Here is a 15177-nt window from a genome sequence, read left to right as displayed (position 1 = left end):
GCGCCCTCACAGGTCCAGGAAACCCCGGCGGGCCGCGTCCAGCGGCGGGACGTGGCCCGTCAGCAGGTCCTCGCGCAACGCCTCGGCGGCGCTGTCCGGCGGGGTGATCCGGCCCAGTTCGTCGAAGAGCGGGACCCGCCGGCGCAGCCGCACGCCGGGTCGCTCGGGGTGCTCGAAGGTCCACTCCAGCACCGTGTCCGGCCAGTCGCCGACGAGGCGGGCGCGGGCGGCGCTCAGCCCGTCCACCAGCGGCAGCAACCCGGCGTCGGTGCGCCAGTGCTCCTCGAGGCGGCCGTACGTCGCCAGCACCTGCCGCAGGTAGGAGCCGGCCTCCAGCGGCCGGTCCACGAGCGGGCGGACGTGCCCGCTCACGTCGACCTCGGCGCCGCCCAGGAGCGGTGTCACGTCCCCGCTGCGGTGCACCGTGAGCAGGTCGACGGGCGGGGCCAGGACCCCCGGCGCGTCGCGGCGGACGGCCACCACGAGACGCTCGCCGGACCCCGTGCCGACGAGGGCGGCCGACGTCGTCGTCCCGCGGCCCATCGCGATGCGGCGCACCGGGTTCCCGTCGGCGTTGTGGACGACGGCCACGAGGTCGCCCGTCGCGGCGGCGGCACCGTCGGCGCGCCAGCCGAAACCCCAGCGCGCCCCCTCCAGCCGGACGCCGTGCCGGTCCCCGCCCGCGCTCCACGGGTCCAGCCACGAGTGCGTCCCGCGGCCGTCCTCGGTCCGCACGGGCGGTCCCTCGGCGACGGGTTCGGCGACGTCGAGCAGTTCCTCGCCGACGTCGGCACCCCACGGCACGCGGTACCAGGCGGTGTCCCACACCACCTCGTGCAGGTCGGCGCCGAGGGGTTCCAGGTGCCAGGGTTCGGCGTCCAGGGCCACGAAGAACCCCGAGTCCTCGGCCTGCGCGGCCCGCACGGGCGCCGGCACGTTCGTGCGCCGCGGGGTGCCGCGACGGGCGACGTGGAGCAGCTGGCTCGGCTGCAGGCCCCAGCCGGGACGGCCCTGCGCCGAGCGCACCACGTCCTGCGGGGGTGGTGGGGGAGCGCACCACGCGCCGTCGGGCCCGACGGCCGCCAACCGCAGCCCGTGCGTCCAGACCGCGAGTTCCACGCCACCGGGGCCGATGCGCACGAGGGGCGCCTCCCCGTCCGGGTGCGTCCAGAACGCCGGCCCGTCCGGCAGCAGCCGCGGCGGCGGCCACGGGGTCGGCGCGGGTTCGGGCGGGACCTGCGACCACCCGACCACGCGCTCGACCCGGCCGGTGCGCCGGTCCAGCACGGCGGCGACCGGCTGGGTCTCGTCCAGCGCCCACAGCCCCGAGTCCAGGCTCAGGAGGCGGGTGGGTCGCAACGGGCGCACCGCACGATCCTGCCCCAGCCCAGGACCGCCAGGAGGGCGGCCGCGAGGGACAGCGCGGCCAGCCCGCTCGCTCCCGGTGGCCCGACGCGGTCGACGACCTGCCCCGCGGCCGCCGACCCGACCGCGACGCCGGCCGCCGAGACGCTGGCGGACCAGGCGAAGGCGCTCGTGAGCTGCTGCGGCGCGGCACGTTCGCGCACCAGGACGGTCGTGGCGACGACGACGGGCGGGACCGCGGCCCCCACCAGGGCGAGCACCGCGGCGAGCACGACGACGGGGGCGGTGAGCAGTCCCGGCAGGGCCAGCGGCGTCGCGACCAGCGCGAGGACGACCGCGGCCCGGCGCAGCCGCGGGTCCCGGGCCCGGGTGAGCGCCAGCCCGGCGAGCAGCCCACCGGCGCTCGAGGCGCCCAGGACCGCGGCGGCCGCCTCGGGCCGGGCCGCCGCGACCGCCAGGGGCAGCGCCCCGAAGTGGACCCCGAGGCAGGCCGTCACGACGAGCGGGAGCCCCAGCCCGCGCGGCAGCCCCAGCCCGGGGGTGCCCCGCCGCGCGGGAGGAGGGGCGGAGGACCGCAGCAGGGCCAGCACCAGGGTCCCCGAGGCGACGAGACCGGCGGCCCCGGCCAGGGCCACCTCCGGCAGGCCCCTGCCGGCGAGCCAGGCCGCGAGGACCGGACCGAGCAGGAACGCCGTGGAGTTCGCCACCGCCTCCCACGCGAAGGCGCGTGACAACCCGGTCGCGGAGGTGAGCCGGTGCGACCAGCGAGCCCCCGAGAACGCCCCCAGCTGGGGCAGGGTCGACCCGACGAGCAGGCCCGCGGTCAGCAGGACGAGGGGCGGCGCCGACGCGGGCAGGAGGACGACGACGGCCACGAGGCCGGCCGCGTGCGCCAGGGCCAGGACCGGCAGGACGGGGGGCTGGCCGAACCGGTCGACGAGCCGGGCCGTCTGCGGACCGGCGACGGCCTCGGCCACGGCCAGACCGGCCGCGGCGAGCCCGGCACCGGACCAGGAACCCGTCCGGTCGTGGACGAACCACAGCAGCGCCAGGGGGGTCGCGGCGAGTCCGACCCGCCCCCACGCGGCCGCGGCGAAGAACGCCGTGAGCACGGCGGAACCTTCCGGCAGGGGCGGACCGGCCTGGGGGCCGGACGTTTGCGCCGAACCCTACTGCGCGCTCCGGCGGGTGGCGACGTCACGCAGCGCAGCCGGCCCCGCGTGGGTTCCGGCGCGGTCCCGGCGTCCGTGCACCCGGGGGGATCAGTTCGTGGCGCAACGTGCCGATGAACACTCCGATGCGGTCCCACGGAAGGGATCGCCGGGAACCACCGTGGACGGAACCAGTGCTGAACGAGGCGTGGCGCAGCCACCACCCCGGGGGAGGCCCCGACTCCACCGCCGGGGTCGACGCCGCGTTGCTGCACCACGCGGCCGCCGCCGACGAACCCGTCCTCGTCGTGTCCCGTCCGCACGCCGCCCGCGAGATCGCCCGGGTGCGCTGGGCGAACACCGCCGCCTCCGACCTGTTCGGGATCGACGCCGACCACCTCGTCGACGTCGCCGTGACCCGGCTCCTGCGCACCGGTCCGGACGCCGAACGCCTCTCCCGCGAGCGCCGCACCCGCTACGCCGTCGAGGTCGTCACGGCCGGTGGTGAACTGCGGCGCTCCGAGGTCGTGGCCTGGCCGGTCCCCGACCGTCCCGGACCCGGCCTGGCCGCCGTCGCGCGGGCCGGGGCGGGGGAGCAGTTCTGGGTGCTGTCGCTGGCGCTGCCGGAGGACGAGCGGGCCCACGCCGCGCTGCGCGCCGCCGAGGAACGGTTCGCCACCCTCGCCCAGAGTTCCCCCGTGCCCACGATCGTCTCCGACGTGGGCGCGCGCCTGTCCCGCGTGAACGACGCGTTCGCCGAACTGCTGGGCCTGCCCGCCGAGGAGCTGTGCGGCACGGGCTGGCTGACCCACGTCGTCGACGACGAGCGGACCGGTGTCGTGGAGGCCGTCGCCACCGTCCTGGCCGGGGAACGCGTCACGCTCGACACCCGCCTGCGGACGGCCGCCGGCCAGATCCGGTGGGTGACGGTCCGGCTGGCCCCCAGCCGGACCCCCGGGTACGGGGCCGGTTTCATCGGCACCGTCGAGGACGTCACCGACCGCCTCGCCCGCGAGCACCGGCTGGCCTACCAGGCCCAGCACGACCTGCTGACGGGCCTGCCCAACCGGCTCGCGCTGCTGGAACGGCTGTCCGACCTGCTCGCCCTGCCGGGCCGTGCGCCCGGCCAGGGCCCGGACGTCGGGGTCCTCATGGTGGACCTCGACGACTTCAAGACCGTCAACGACGGCCTGGGCCCGGAGGCCGGGGACGCCGTCCTCGTCGAGGTGGCCCGCCGGCTGGCCCGCACCGTGCGCGCCGGGGACATGGTGGCCCGGCCCGGTGGCGACGAGTTCGTCCTCGTGTGCGCCGACCTGTCCGACCTCGACGCCGTGCGGGCCACCGCCGAACGCGTCCTGGAGGCCGTGCTCGTCCCCGTGGAGGTCAACGGGCTGCGGCTGCGGCTCGTCGCCAGCATCGGCGTGGTCCTCCTGGAGGGCCTGGGCTGCAGCGCCGAGGAGGTCGTGCGCGACGCCGGCATCGCCGTGCACGAGGCCAAGGCCGCCGGAGGTGGCCGCTGGACCCTGCTCGACGAGGAGGTCCGAACGCGGGCCCGCCGCGCCCTGCGCCTCGTCGCCGACCTGCGCGAGGCCCTGGCCCGCGGTGGCGTCGAGGTGCACTACCAGCCCGTCGTCCAGCCCGGCCGGCCCGCGCGGCTGCGCAGCGTCGAGGCCCTGTGCCGCTGGACGCACCCCGAACTCGGCCCCGTCCGCCCCGACGTCTTCATCGAGCTGGCCGAACGCGCCAACCTCGTCCCGGCCCTGGACGCCCACGTCCTGCAGGTCGCCTGCCACGACCTCGCGGCGTGGCGCGCGGCGCAGGCCGCCGGGGACCTGCCCGTCAGCCCGGACCACGTGGCCGTCAACGTCTCGGCCGTGAGCCTGGCCGCCGACGGGTTCGCCGCCGGGGTCCGCCGGGCCGTCGCCACCGCGGGCCTGCAGCTGAGCGACCTGTGCCTGGAGGTCACCGAGACCGCCCTGGCCAGCGACCTGCGCGCCTGCCGCCAGGTCCTGGAGGAACTGCGGGCCGACGGGGTGCGCGTCGCCATCGACGACTTCGGCACGGGGTACTCCTCGCTGGCCTACCTCAAGGACCTGCCCGTCGACCACCTCAAGGTCGACCGGTCCTTCGTGCGGGACCTGCGCTCCACCACCGGACCCGCCCGGGCCGTGGCGGCCGCCGTCGTGTCCCTCGCCCGCACCCTGGGCCTGGGGGTCGTCGCCGAGGGCGTCGAGACGTTCGAGCAGGACGCCGTCATCACCGACCTCGGCTGCGAGGCCGTGCAGGGGTACCTGTACTCCCGTCCGCTGACCCGCCAGGGCCTCGTCGAGGTGCTGCGCGGCGGTGGGGAGCTGGTCCCCGGGCCCGCCACCCCGTCGCTGAAGGGGGTGCCCGCGTGAGCACGACCCCCACGACCTCGGCCGTGCAGACGTCCAGCAGCCCGCCGGGAGCCGTCGAGGTCCTCGGCCGCATCTCCGCCGCTCTCGACGACCTGCCCGCCCACCGGCCGGTCGCGGCGCGCGTGGTGGCCGAGGCCGACGACACCGCCTCCGACGCCCGCTCCCTCGGGCGCACCCTCGGCTACGACCCGGCCCTGCTGGCCAAGGTGCTGCGGCTGGCCAACTCCGCCTACTTCGGGTTGTCCGGCCGGGTCTCCCAGCCCGCGTTCGCGGTGACCGTCGTCGGCTTCTCCACCGTGCGCAGCCTGGCCGTCTCGGCCATGGCCGGTCTCGACGACGTCCCCGAGTCCCTCGCCGGGTTCTGGGACCGCAGCGTCCTGACCGCCGTGGCCGCCGCCGAGTTCGCCCCGCGGCTCGGGTGCGGTGCGCCGGAGGCGTTCTCGGTCGGCCTGCTGGCCCGGCTGGGGCAGGCGCTGCTCGTGCGCTGCGACCCCGTGGAGTACCCGCGGATGACGGTCGAGTGCGCCGACCGCGAGGAACTCCTGGCCGCCGAGAACCGCCGCTACGGCGCCACCCACACGCGGGTGTCGGCCGAGGCGCTCGCGGCCTGGGCCTTCCCCGAGGACCTCGCCCACGCCCTGTCGCAGGTCGACCGCCCCGGGTGGGCGACGCCGCTGGCCACGTGCGTGCGCCTGGGGCTGGAGCTGTCCGAGCGGATCACCGACCCGGCGCGCACGCCGCAGGTCGCCGAGCAGCTCTCCGCGGGGCACGTGCGCGACGCCGAGCTGGACGCCGTCCGCGCCGGCGTCACCCGCACCGCCGCCGAACTCGTGCAGCTCCTGACGGCCTGAGCGCGCGCCGGTGCGCAGCGGCGTGCGCGGGCGGGGGCGCGGTGCGAGGGGATGGTGTTGGATGGCCTGCGTGTGCGAGGCGACCCCGGCGGCGGAGATCACCCTGCCCGACGAGGAGCACTCGGCCCGCCGGGCGCGCGCGTTCCTGTCCGAGGCCTTCTGCGCCGCGCACCACGCCCGCGTCCTCGACGAGGCGCAACTGCTGGTCTCCGAGCTCGTGACCAACGCCGTCCGCCACGGCGGCCCGCCCGTGCGCGTGCGGGTCTCCTGCGATGGTGACGGCCCGGCGCTGCACGTGGCCGTCTCCGACGGCAACCCGCACCCGCCCGTGCGCCGCGACGCGGAACCGGAGGCCGAAGGCGGCCGCGGTGTCGCCCTCGTCGACATCATCTCCGACCGGTGGGGCGTCGAGCACGACGAGAACGGCAAGACCGTCTGGTTCGTGATCTCGTGACGGACGCGACGACGCTGCGGCTGGCGCGACCCGACGACGCCGCCGCCGTGGCGGCGCTGCTGCGGGAGAACTGGCCGTTCCTGGCGCCCTACGAACCCGAGCGGGACGAGGCCTACTTCACCGCCGAGGGCCAGGAGGAACTTCTGACCGCCGCGCTGGCCGAGCACGCCGCCGGCCGGGTCGCCCCGTACGTCATCGAGCACGACGGGGAACTCGTCGGCCGGCTGACGCTGTCGGGCATCGTCCGGGGTCCCTTCCAGTCCGCCGACGTCGGGTACCTCGTGGCCGAGGCCGTCAACGGCCGGGGCGTCGCCACCCACGCGGTGGCCGCGCTGGTGGACCTCGCGTTCGCCCCGGAACCGGCCGGGCTCGGTCTGCACCGGCTGCAGGCCGGAACCCTGCTCTCGAACTCCGCCTCGCAGGCAGTGCTGCAGCGCAACGGGTTCGAGCGGATCGGTGTCGCCCGCCGGTACCTGCGGATCGCGGGGCGCTGGCAGGACCACGTGCTCTACCAGCGCACCGCTGCGGGCTGATCCCGGGACGGGTCACCCCGCCGTCATGTCACCCGTCGCGGGAACTCCCCCGGCCAGGCCGTAGCGCAGGAACACGGTGCCGCGGGGTCCCGCGTCCGGCGGGGCGAGCAGCGTGAGGTTGGCGGGGACGACGCCGCCGTCGAACACCTTCTTGCCGGTGCCCAGGACGAGCGGGTGCAGCCACAGGTGCAGTTCGTCGAACAACCGCTCCCGCAGCAGGGTCTGCACGAGGTTCAGGCTGCCGACGACCTTGACGCGCTCGTGCCGCTCCCGGACCTCCCGGACGGCCGCCGGCAGGTCCGGTCCGAGCTGCACCGATCCCGACCACGACAGGTCCGGCCGGCCGCGTGAGGCGACGTACTTGGGGACGCGGTTGAACAGCGTCGCGATGTCGTCGTCGCGCCCGCCCTCCTGGTGCGGCCAGTAGGCGCTGAAGATCTCGTGGGTGCGCCGTCCCAGCAGCAGCGCGTCGGTGCCCTCGTAGGAGGCCGCGACCTGCCGTCCCGTGTGCTCGTCCACGAGCGGGGCCTGCCAGCCGCTGAACGCGAACCCGACGGGGTCCTCGTCCGGACCCCCGGGGCCCTGCCCCACCAGGTCGAGGGTGGCGAAGAGTTCGAGGTGGATCTGGCCCATGCGTCCTCCTGGTGCGTCCGGTCCGTCGTGCGGTCGACTCCCGGCTGCCGCCGGACTCATCGGTGCTCAGCGCAGCCGGTCGGCGGTGGTGCGCCGGACGAGGTCGGCCCACCCGGCCGTGAGGCGGTCAAGGGGCGGGGCCTGGCCCCGCCCGGCGTCCAGGCCCGTGTCCAGGCCCGCCTCGACGTGGTGCCGCAGCGGCGCTTCCAGCACCGCCTGCAGCTGGTAGGCCAGGACCTGGGTGTCGCCCCGCGTGCCGGCGGCCTCGAGGAGGACGCGCAGGTGCAGCCGGGTGAAGTCCCCGGGCGCCCCGGGGGTCGTCCGCCGCGCGCGGGCCTCGCGCAGCAGTGCCGCCCGGCTGTCGGCGAAGGTCAGACGCTCGCGGCCGAAGGCGACGAGCCGTTCGACGGGGTCGGCGCCGGGGCCCAACGGCGGGGGACCGGTCAGGCAGGCGGACTGGAACGCGCGCTCGTCCTCGTCCAGCAGCGCGACGAAGAGCCCTGCGCGGGAACCGAACCGGCGGAAGACGGTGCCCTTTCCCAGACCCGCCGCGTCGGCCAGCGCGTCCATGCTCAGCCCGTCGGGGCCGACCTCGGCGAGCAGGCGCCGGGCCGCGCACAGCAGGAGTTCGCGGTTGCGGGAGGCGTCGGCGCGGCCGGGGACCCCTGCGCCGTCGCCCAGCAGGGCCAGCATCCTCGCCACCCGCGCAGCCTAGGGGAGCGCTGGGAGCTCGGCCGCTCGGGCGGACGGTGTCTGCTTGAAGCTGGGACAAGATACGGACTACAGTCCGTTTCGGGCGCCCGACCGGGTGCCCACCGTCTCCCGAGGAGTTCCCCGTGACCCACGTCCTGGTGCTGGTCGGCAGCCTGCGCGCCGCGTCCACCAACCGGCAGATCGCCGAGACCGCCGTCGCCCTGGCCCCCGAGGGCGTCGAGCTGACGATCCAGGAAGGGCTGGGCGACCTCCCCTTCTACAACGAGGACGTCGACGTCGAGGGATCGGTCCCGCAGACCGCCCTGGACTTCCGCGCCGCGCTCACCGCCGCCGACGCGGTCCTCGTCGTCACCCCCGAGCACAACGGCACCGTCCCGGCCGTGCTGAAGAACGCCATCGACTGGGCCTCCCGCCCGTACGGCGCCAGCCCCCTGAACGGCAAGCCGCTCGTCGTCGTCGGTTCCGCGTTCGGCCAGTTCGGCGGCGTCTGGGCCCAGGACGACGCCCGCAAGGCGCTCGGCATCGCCGGCGCGAACGTCCTGTCCGACGTCACCTTCGCCATCCCGGGTTCGGTCGTCCGGTTCGCGCAGACCCACCCCAAGGACGACGCCGAGGTCGTGGAGAAGCTCACCTCGGTCCTCGACGGGCTCGTCGCCGCCACCCGCGCGGCCTGACACCCGGCTGCACGTCCCCTGGAACCGGGCGGGTCGGGCGGCTCCAGCCGTCCGGCCCGCCTGCCGATCACCAGGGGGAGGGGGCACCGCGCCCCCGCCTTGCGAGGGGACGGCGGTCGTGGCGAGTCGGTGGCGTGACCTGAGGGTGGCGGCGAAGCTCGCCGTCGGGTTCGGGCTCGTCGGGGCGCTCCTCGTCCTCGTCGCGGGGGTGGGGCTGCACCGCCTGGCCCAGGCGCAGGACCACATGCAGTACCTGGCCACGTCCGGGCTGGCCTCGGTGGACGCCGTCGACAAGGTGGACACCGCCTTCGTCCTGGCCCGCTCCGACCTCGCCGACACCGCGCTCGCCCCCGACGCGGCCTCGACGGCGGCCGCGGCCCAGCGCCTGCAGGCCGACGACGCCGCCGTGGACGCCGCCTGGGCCCGCTACCTCGCGAGCGGACCGTCCGCCCCCGCTGACCAGCGCGAGGCCGTGACCGCCGCCCTGTCCGACTACCGCACCGCCGTGACGGCCCTCCTGCCGCTGGCGCAGGACGACGAGCTGGCGGCCTTCGTCCAGCAGCGCACGACGTCCGCCGCGCCCGCCGCCGAGCGGGTCCGCGCCGCCATCGCCGAGCTCGACGAGTCCGAGACCGCTGCGGCGCAGGCCATCGCGGCGGAGGGGGAGACCGCCTACCGCACCGCCGTCGCGGTCGTCGTGGGCACCGTGCTCCTCGCGCTCGTGCTGGCGGCCGTCACCGCCGTCCTCACGGCACGTTCCATCGCCCGGCCCCTCGGTCGCGCCGTGGAGGTCATGGAGGGCCTCGCCCAGGGCCGCCTCGACCAGCGCGTCGAGTACGTGGCCCGCGACGAGGTGGGCCGCCTCGCCGTCGCCACCGACACCTCCCTGGACGCGCTGTCGGCCACCGTGGGCCGCATCGCCGACAACGCCGTCACGCTCGCCGCCTCGAGCGAGGAGCTGACCGCCGTCGCGACGCAGTTGTCCGGCGGGGCCGAGGAGTCCGCCGTCCAGGCGCAGGTCGTCGCCGCCGCCACCGAGGAGATCTCGACGTCCATCGCGACGGTCGCCGCGGCCGGGGAGCAGATGACCTCGGCCATCCGCGAGATCGCCTCCGCCACCGCGCAGGCGTCGGAGACGGCGGCCGGCGCGGTGGCCTCCGCGCACGACGCCTCGGCGACACTGACGCGCCTGTCGGCCTCCAGCCGTGAGATCGGTGACGTGGTCAAGCTCATCACCTCCATCGCCGAGCAGACGAACCTGTTGGCCCTGAACGCCACCATCGAGGCCGCCCGGGCCGGGGAGATGGGCAAGGGTTTCGCCGTCGTGGCCGGGGAGGTCAAGGAACTGGCGCAGCAGACCGCGCGGGCGACGGAGGAGATCGTCGCGAAGGTCGGGGCCACCCAGACCGACGCCGACGCCGCGGCGCGGGCCGTGGAGGACATCGCCGAGGTCATCGTCCGCGTCGACGCCCTGCAGTCGACGATCGCCGCTGCCGTCGAGGAACAGTCGGCCACGACCGCCGAGATGGTCCGCAACGTCACCGAGGTCTCGGCCGGTGCCCAGGAGATCGCGCTCAACACGACCGGCATCGCCGCTGCGGCGGCCCAGACCACCACCGGCGCGGGGCACACCGCGACGACGGCGGGCGAGGTGGCGCGCTCGGCGGCGGAACTGAACTCCGTCGTGGCGACGTTCCGCCGCTGACCTCAGGTGGAGGGGGACGTGACCGGCACCATCGCCGACGCGTTCTTGTCCCAGATGCGGGGGTTGCGGTCGGGGAACCGTTCGGCCAGGTCGCGGCGGACCTGCAGGAACGTCAGGCCGGGGTCGGCGAGCCGGTGCTCCCCGCGGGTCTCGAACGCGTCGTCGTCCAGGCAGTAGGCGACCTGGTCCAGGGAGTTCATCGCCCGGACGGTCACGAGCTGGTCGACGAGCACCGCCCCCGGGTCCTCGGAGTCCGGGTGCAGCGCGGCCGCCGCGGTGAGGAACTCCTCGCCGTACCCGGCGTCGGTGAACGTCCACTCGGCCGGCCGGCCGTCGCCGTGGTCGGTCACCAGGCCGAACCCCTGCCCGTACCGCAACAGGTTCGCCGACCACGCGACCGCGCCCGAGGGCAGTTCCTCCTCCTGGTACCCGCTGACGCTGTACCGCTGCAGGGGATGGCTGATCGGCAGGACCACGCGCCGATCGTACGCGTCGGCCTCCCGGCCTACGCGTCGACCGCCTCGCTGGTCCCCGTGGCGACGACGAGTTCGAGCCGAGCCCGGGCCGACTCCAGGACGATGCGCTCGGCGACCGTCGCGGGCCGCAGTTCCTCCAGGGTCAGCAGGAGACCGGCGCACAGGTCCGGGTCTTCACGGACGAACGCCGCGTGGACCTGGGCCAGGCCCATGACGAAGGCGGCGTGCCGCCGGGCCTCGATGGCCAGCAGGTCCTCGAGCGTGAGCGTCACCCCCAGGACGTGCCGGACGCACGTGCGGGCGAAGTGGGCGAACCGGCCGTCGGGCAGGACGACGAGGGCCACGCCCTCGGGGACGGGGTGGGCGCACCCGGGAGCCTGGCACCAGCCGGCCTCGCGCGTGAAACCCACGACACGGGCCCCGGTGACGGCGGAGGTGAACATGCAGGATGGTTCGGGACGTTTCAGGCCTCGCTGGATCCGCCGCCCGGGCGACGTCCTCCTCCGGCCTGCCCCGCTCCGGCGTTCCGCAGCCGGATCGCGCTGAACTCGGCGGCGTGCCGATCACGGGAGCACCGTGCCAGGGTGGGCCGGTGGCCGCCGTCGTGATCCTCGTCAACGGGCTGCCGGGAGCGGGGAAGACGACGCTGGCGCGCGGCCTGGCCGAGCGGACGGGGTGGCCGTGCCTGACGAAGGACGCGGTGAAGGAGGCCCTCGCCCCCGTGCTGCCGGCGGAGTTCCCCCGCCCGCGGCTGGGCGCCGTCGCGATGGACACGGTCTGGGCGGTGGCGGCGGGGCTGCCGGGCACGGTCCTGGTGGAGTCCTGGTGGTTCCGTCCACGAGACCTGACCTTCGCCCGCGCGGGCGTGGCGACGAGCGGTGCGTCCACCGTGGTCGAGGTGTGGTGCGACGTGGCTCCGGCGCTGGCGCGACGGCGGTACGCGGCGCGCCGGAGGTCGGCCGTCCACGAGGACGAGCGGCGGCTGGGGGAGGACTACGACCGCTGGGCGGCGAACGCCGAACCTCTCGCACTGGGGCCGGTGGTGCGGGTCCCGACGGACGGGGCCGTCGACCTCGACGTCGTCGTGTCGGACCTGCGGGTCGCCACGTCCGCCGCGTGAGGGCGACCCCTTGTCCGGCGGTCCCCTCCGGTGCAGGGTGGAGTTCGGGGAGGCGGAGGAACTCATGGGTCGACTGGTCTACGCGGCGAACACCTCGCTCGACGGGTACCTCGAGGACGCCTCCGGGGCGTTCGACTGGTCCGTCCCCGACGAGGAGGTGCACGCGTTCTGGAACGAGCACGAACGGCGCATCGGGACGTCCCTCTACGGCCGGCGCATGTACGAGACGATGCGGGTCTGGGAGGACGACGACTGGCTCGAGGGTGAACCGGACGTCGTGCAGGAGTATGCCGCCGTCTGGCGCGACGCCGACAAGGTCGTGTTCTCCCGGACGCTCGACGCGGTGACGACCTCGCGGACGACGCTGCACCGCGAGTTCGACCCCGACGTCGTCCGTGCCCTCAAGCAGGCCTCGGACACCGACCTCAGCGTGGGCGGAGCCGCGCTCGGGGCCGAGGCGTTCCGGCACGGTCTCGTCGACGAGTGCGTCCTGCTGGTGTGTCCCGTCGCCGTCGGTGGGGGCCGCCCGGCGCTGCCCCTCGGCCTGCGGGTCGACCTCGACCTGCAGGACGTGCGGCGGTTCGCCCAGGGGGTCGTCGGCCTCCGGTACGCGGTGCGGTCCTGACGCGGCGTCGTCAGGAGTTCGGCGTCAGGGGAGCTCGAAGGGGGAGTCGCCGGCCGCGAGCAGCCCGTCCACCCGGGCGGGGGCCAGGACGTGGTCCCGCACGAGGTAGCTCGCGCCGACGATCCCCGACCGCGACCGGAACCCGGTGGGGACGATGCGCAACTGCCGCGTCGCCAGGGGGTGCGAACGCTGGTACACGGTCTCGCGCACCCCGGCCATGAGGTGGTCGCCGCTGACGCTCAGCAACCCGCCCAGGACGATGACCTCCGGGTTCAGCAGGCTGGTGGCGAAGGCGACGGCCTCCCCGAGGATCCGGCCGGCGGCGCGCAGACGGGTCACGGCCTGCACCTCGCCGAGCTTCACCTGCCGGGCCACGTCCCGGGCGTCGTGCATGTCCGGGCGTGGCGCGTCGCGCAGGTCGCGGGCCAGTGCCCACCCGCCGACGAGGGACTCCAGGCACCCGAGGTTCCCGCACCGGCACTGCGGGTCGCCGTACCCGCCGACGTGGGCGTGGCCGATGTCCCCGGCCCCGCCCTGGGCACCTCGGTTCACCGCCCCGTCGACGACCATCCCGCTGCCCACGCCGGTGCCGATCTTCACGTAGAACAGGTGGGAGACGTCCGGCCAGAACCGGTGGTGCTCGGCGACGGTCTGGACGTTCACGTCGTTGTCGACGACGACGGGAACGCCCCAGGCCCGGCGCAGGTGGTCGCGGACGTCGAAACCGTCCCACCCGGACATGATCGACCATCCCGTGACCCGGCCCGCGGCGGAGTCCACCGGAGCCGGAACACCCAGGCCGATCCCGACGACGGGTGCCCCGGTGAGGTCGTCCTCCCGCAGGACCTGACGCGCTGCCTCGGAGATCCTCTCCAGCAACGGTTCCGGGCCGTCGTCCAGGCGCAGGGCCAGGACGCGTTCGCCCAGCACCGCGGTCTCGAGGTCGGTGACCGCCACCCGCGTCCGCTCCTCGCCGATGTCGACGCTGACCACCAGCCCGGCGCGGGCGTTGAGTCGCAGGCTGCGCGACGGCCGCCCTCCGGAGGCGACGAGGTCGTCGGACTCCTGGACGAGCCCGCTGGCCAGCAGGGGTTCAAGCCGCTGCCCCGTCGTCGACCGCGACAGTCCGAGCGCGTCCGCCAGGGCGGTCCGCGTCCGGGCGCGGCCGGAGGTGATGAGGTCGAGCGCCTGCCCGGAACCGCCGTCGGAGGTCCTCCGCGGTGCGGCCGGTGCCATGAGACCTCCTGGGTCGGTGGGTGACGGCCTGAGCCTCCGCCTGCCTTATGTCGATTGTCAAGCAGAAGTCGAGATCTAGTCGTTGACAGCCGACGTAAGTGCCGGGCACTCTCCTGCCGTCGGCCACAGAGCGCGGTGGCGGCACCCGGTCACCGACGACCGCGGGATCTGCGCCCCACAGGAGGAATCGATGAAGATCGTCCGCACCCGCCCGACCGTTGCCGTCGGTGTCGCCGCACTCGCCGCGGCCAGCCTCGTCGCCTGCGGTTCCGGCAGCGGCAGCACCGGTTCCGGCGGCGGGGGTGACGACAAGGTCGCCGTCTCGCTCATCACGAAGGACTCCCAGAACCCGTTCTTCGTCGCCATGCAGAAGGGCGCCAAGGCCGAGGCCGAGAAGGACGGCATCGACCTGACGGTCGGTGCCGGCAAGGAGGACGGCGACGAGCAGGGCCAGGTCCAGCTCATCGAGAACGCCATCGCGGCCGGCCAGAAGGGCATCCTCATCACGCCCAACGGCCCGGGCGTGAACAGCGCGATCGAGAAGGCGCGCGACGCGGGCCTGTACGTCATCGCCCTGGACACCCCGCCGGACCCGGCCGACACCGTCGACATCACCTTCGCCACCGACAACTTCAAGGCCGGCGAGATGATCGGGAAGTGGGCCAAGGGCCAGCTCGGCGGCAAGCCCGCGACGATCGCGCTCCTGGACGCCTTCAACGACAAGGTCGTCACGGTGGACTACAACCGCGACCAGGGTTTCCTCACCGGCATGGGGATCGACACCAAGGATCCCAAGAAGAACGGCGACGAGGACAAGACCGGAACGTACGACGGCGGGGACTACACCATCGTCTGCAACGAACCCACCGGTGGCGCCGAGGACGGCGGCCGCACCGCGATGGAGAACTGCCTGACGAAGAACCCCGACATCAACGTCGTCTACACGATCAACGAGCCCGCCGCGTCCGGTGCGGACAACGCGCTGAAGGCGGCCGGGAAGTCCGGTGTGATCATCGTCTCGGTCGACGGTGGGTGCGACGGGGTGAAGGAGGTCACCGACGGCGTCATCGGCGCGACCGCGCAGCAGTACCCGCTGAAGATGGCCGAACTCGGTGTCAAGGCGATCGCGGACTACGCCAAGGACGGCACCAAGCCCTCGACGAGCCCGGGCCTGGACTTCTACGACACCGGCGTGGCGCTGGTGACCGACAAGCCCGTCGACGGCGTGGAGTCGATCACCT

At 75.0% G+C, this 15177-nt stretch carries 16 protein-coding genes; 9 read left to right on the top strand and 7 right to left on the bottom strand.

The features are described 5' to 3' along the window. Nucleotides 1–6: 6 nt before the first annotated feature. Nucleotides 7–1368, bottom strand: a complete 1362-nt coding sequence (locus tag AB1207_RS07865; RefSeq protein ID WP_367637443.1) for a hypothetical protein — start codon at nt 1366–1368, stop codon at nt 7–9. After that, nucleotides 1338–2477 carry an MFS transporter gene (locus AB1207_RS07860; RefSeq protein ID WP_367637442.1) on the bottom strand — a complete coding sequence of 380 codons (1140 nt, stop codon included), beginning with the start codon at nt 2475–2477 and terminating at the stop codon, nt 1338–1340. The genes AB1207_RS07865 and AB1207_RS07860 overlap by 31 nt, the downstream gene beginning before the upstream one ends. A 233-nt stretch (nt 2478–2710) precedes the next feature. Between AB1207_RS07860 and AB1207_RS07855 the strand changes: the two genes are divergently transcribed. The 4 genes from AB1207_RS07855 to AB1207_RS07840 all read left to right on the top strand — a co-directional run bounded on the left by AB1207_RS07855 (nt 2711) and on the right by AB1207_RS07840 (nt 6753). Further along, on the top strand, nt 2711–4915 hold the full coding sequence (locus tag AB1207_RS07855) for a putative bifunctional diguanylate cyclase/phosphodiesterase (protein ID WP_367637441.1): 2205 nt from the start codon (nt 2711–2713) through the stop codon (nt 4913–4915). After that, nucleotides 4912–5766 (top strand): HDOD domain-containing protein, encoded by an 855-nt coding sequence (locus tag AB1207_RS07850; RefSeq protein WP_367637440.1) that lies wholly within the window; start codon nt 4912–4914, stop codon nt 5764–5766. The genes AB1207_RS07855 and AB1207_RS07850 overlap by 4 nt, the downstream gene beginning before the upstream one ends. Nucleotides 5767–5827: 61 nt before the next feature. Next, nucleotides 5828–6220: an ATP-binding protein gene (locus AB1207_RS07845; protein ID WP_367637438.1), complete on the top strand. Its 393-nt coding sequence runs from the start codon at nt 5828–5830 to the stop codon at nt 6218–6220. Continuing rightward, nucleotides 6217–6753: a GNAT family N-acetyltransferase gene (locus AB1207_RS07840; protein WP_367637437.1), complete on the top strand. Its 537-nt coding sequence runs from the start codon at nt 6217–6219 to the stop codon at nt 6751–6753. Before AB1207_RS07845 ends, AB1207_RS07840 begins: the two co-directional genes overlap by 4 nt. A gap of 12 nt (nt 6754–6765) precedes the next feature. On the opposite strand, the gene AB1207_RS07835 is transcribed toward AB1207_RS07840, so the two are convergent. Both AB1207_RS07835 and AB1207_RS07830 read right to left on the bottom strand, forming a co-directional pair. Continuing rightward, nucleotides 6766–7386, bottom strand: coding sequence for a dihydrofolate reductase family protein (locus tag AB1207_RS07835; RefSeq protein WP_367637436.1), 621 nt, complete (start codon nt 7384–7386; stop codon nt 6766–6768). 66 nt (nt 7387–7452) lie between these two features. Beyond that, complete coding sequence (locus AB1207_RS07830; RefSeq protein ID WP_367637832.1) at nt 7453–8079, bottom strand: TetR/AcrR family transcriptional regulator; 627 nt, start codon at nt 8077–8079, stop codon at nt 7453–7455. A 143-nt stretch (nt 8080–8222) separates the two neighbouring features. Here AB1207_RS07830 and AB1207_RS07825 point away from each other — a divergent pair, with 143 nt between their 5' ends. After that, nucleotides 8223–8774, top strand: coding sequence for an NAD(P)H-dependent oxidoreductase (locus tag AB1207_RS07825; RefSeq protein ID WP_367637434.1), 552 nt, complete (start codon nt 8223–8225; stop codon nt 8772–8774). Between the two features lie 118 nt (nt 8775–8892). After that, nucleotides 8893–10479, top strand: coding sequence for a methyl-accepting chemotaxis protein (locus AB1207_RS07820; protein ID WP_367637433.1), 1587 nt, complete (start codon nt 8893–8895; stop codon nt 10477–10479). A 2-nt stretch (nt 10480–10481) separates the two neighbouring features. Here AB1207_RS07820 and AB1207_RS07815 read toward each other — a convergent pair whose 3' ends face one another. Both AB1207_RS07815 and AB1207_RS07810 read right to left on the bottom strand, forming a co-directional pair. Next, complete coding sequence (locus AB1207_RS07815; RefSeq protein ID WP_367637432.1) at nt 10482–10955, bottom strand: hypothetical protein; 474 nt, start codon at nt 10953–10955, stop codon at nt 10482–10484. Nucleotides 10956–10984: 29 nt separating this feature from the next. Continuing rightward, the gene (locus AB1207_RS07810) at nt 10985–11398 is read right to left on the bottom strand and encodes a hypothetical protein (protein WP_367637431.1); all 414 of its coding nucleotides are present in this window, start codon (nt 11396–11398) and stop codon (nt 10985–10987) included. Nucleotides 11399–11547: 149 nt separating this feature from the next. Here AB1207_RS07810 and AB1207_RS07805 point away from each other — a divergent pair, with 149 nt between their 5' ends. Next, the gene (locus AB1207_RS07805) at nt 11548–12075 is read left to right on the top strand and encodes a P-loop nucleotide/nucleoside kinase family protein (RefSeq protein WP_367637429.1); all 528 of its coding nucleotides are present in this window, start codon (nt 11548–11550) and stop codon (nt 12073–12075) included. Between the two features lie 64 nt (nt 12076–12139). Next, entirely contained in the window at nt 12140–12700 is a 561-nt protein-coding gene (locus AB1207_RS07800) for a dihydrofolate reductase family protein (protein ID WP_367637830.1), read from the top strand. 24 nt (nt 12701–12724) lie between these two features. Here the strand turns inward: AB1207_RS07800 and AB1207_RS07795 are convergent, their stop codons facing one another. Beyond that, entirely contained in the window at nt 12725–13936 is a 1212-nt protein-coding gene (locus tag AB1207_RS07795; RefSeq protein WP_367637427.1) for an ROK family transcriptional regulator, read from the bottom strand. 190 nt (nt 13937–14126) lie between these two features. On the opposite strand from AB1207_RS07795, the gene AB1207_RS07790 reads away from it, so the two are divergent. Then, a partial coding sequence (locus AB1207_RS07790) for a substrate-binding domain-containing protein (RefSeq protein ID WP_367637426.1) occupies nt 14127–15177 on the top strand: 1051 nt, incomplete at its 3' end.

This window comes from Kineococcus endophyticus, from assembly GCF_040796495.1.
GTDB classification, from domain to species: Bacteria; Actinomycetota; Actinomycetes; order Actinomycetales; family Kineococcaceae; genus Kineococcus; species Kineococcus endophyticus.
Note: the sequence above shows the minus strand (reverse complement) of the source record. Positions and strands in the feature narration are given on the sequence as shown.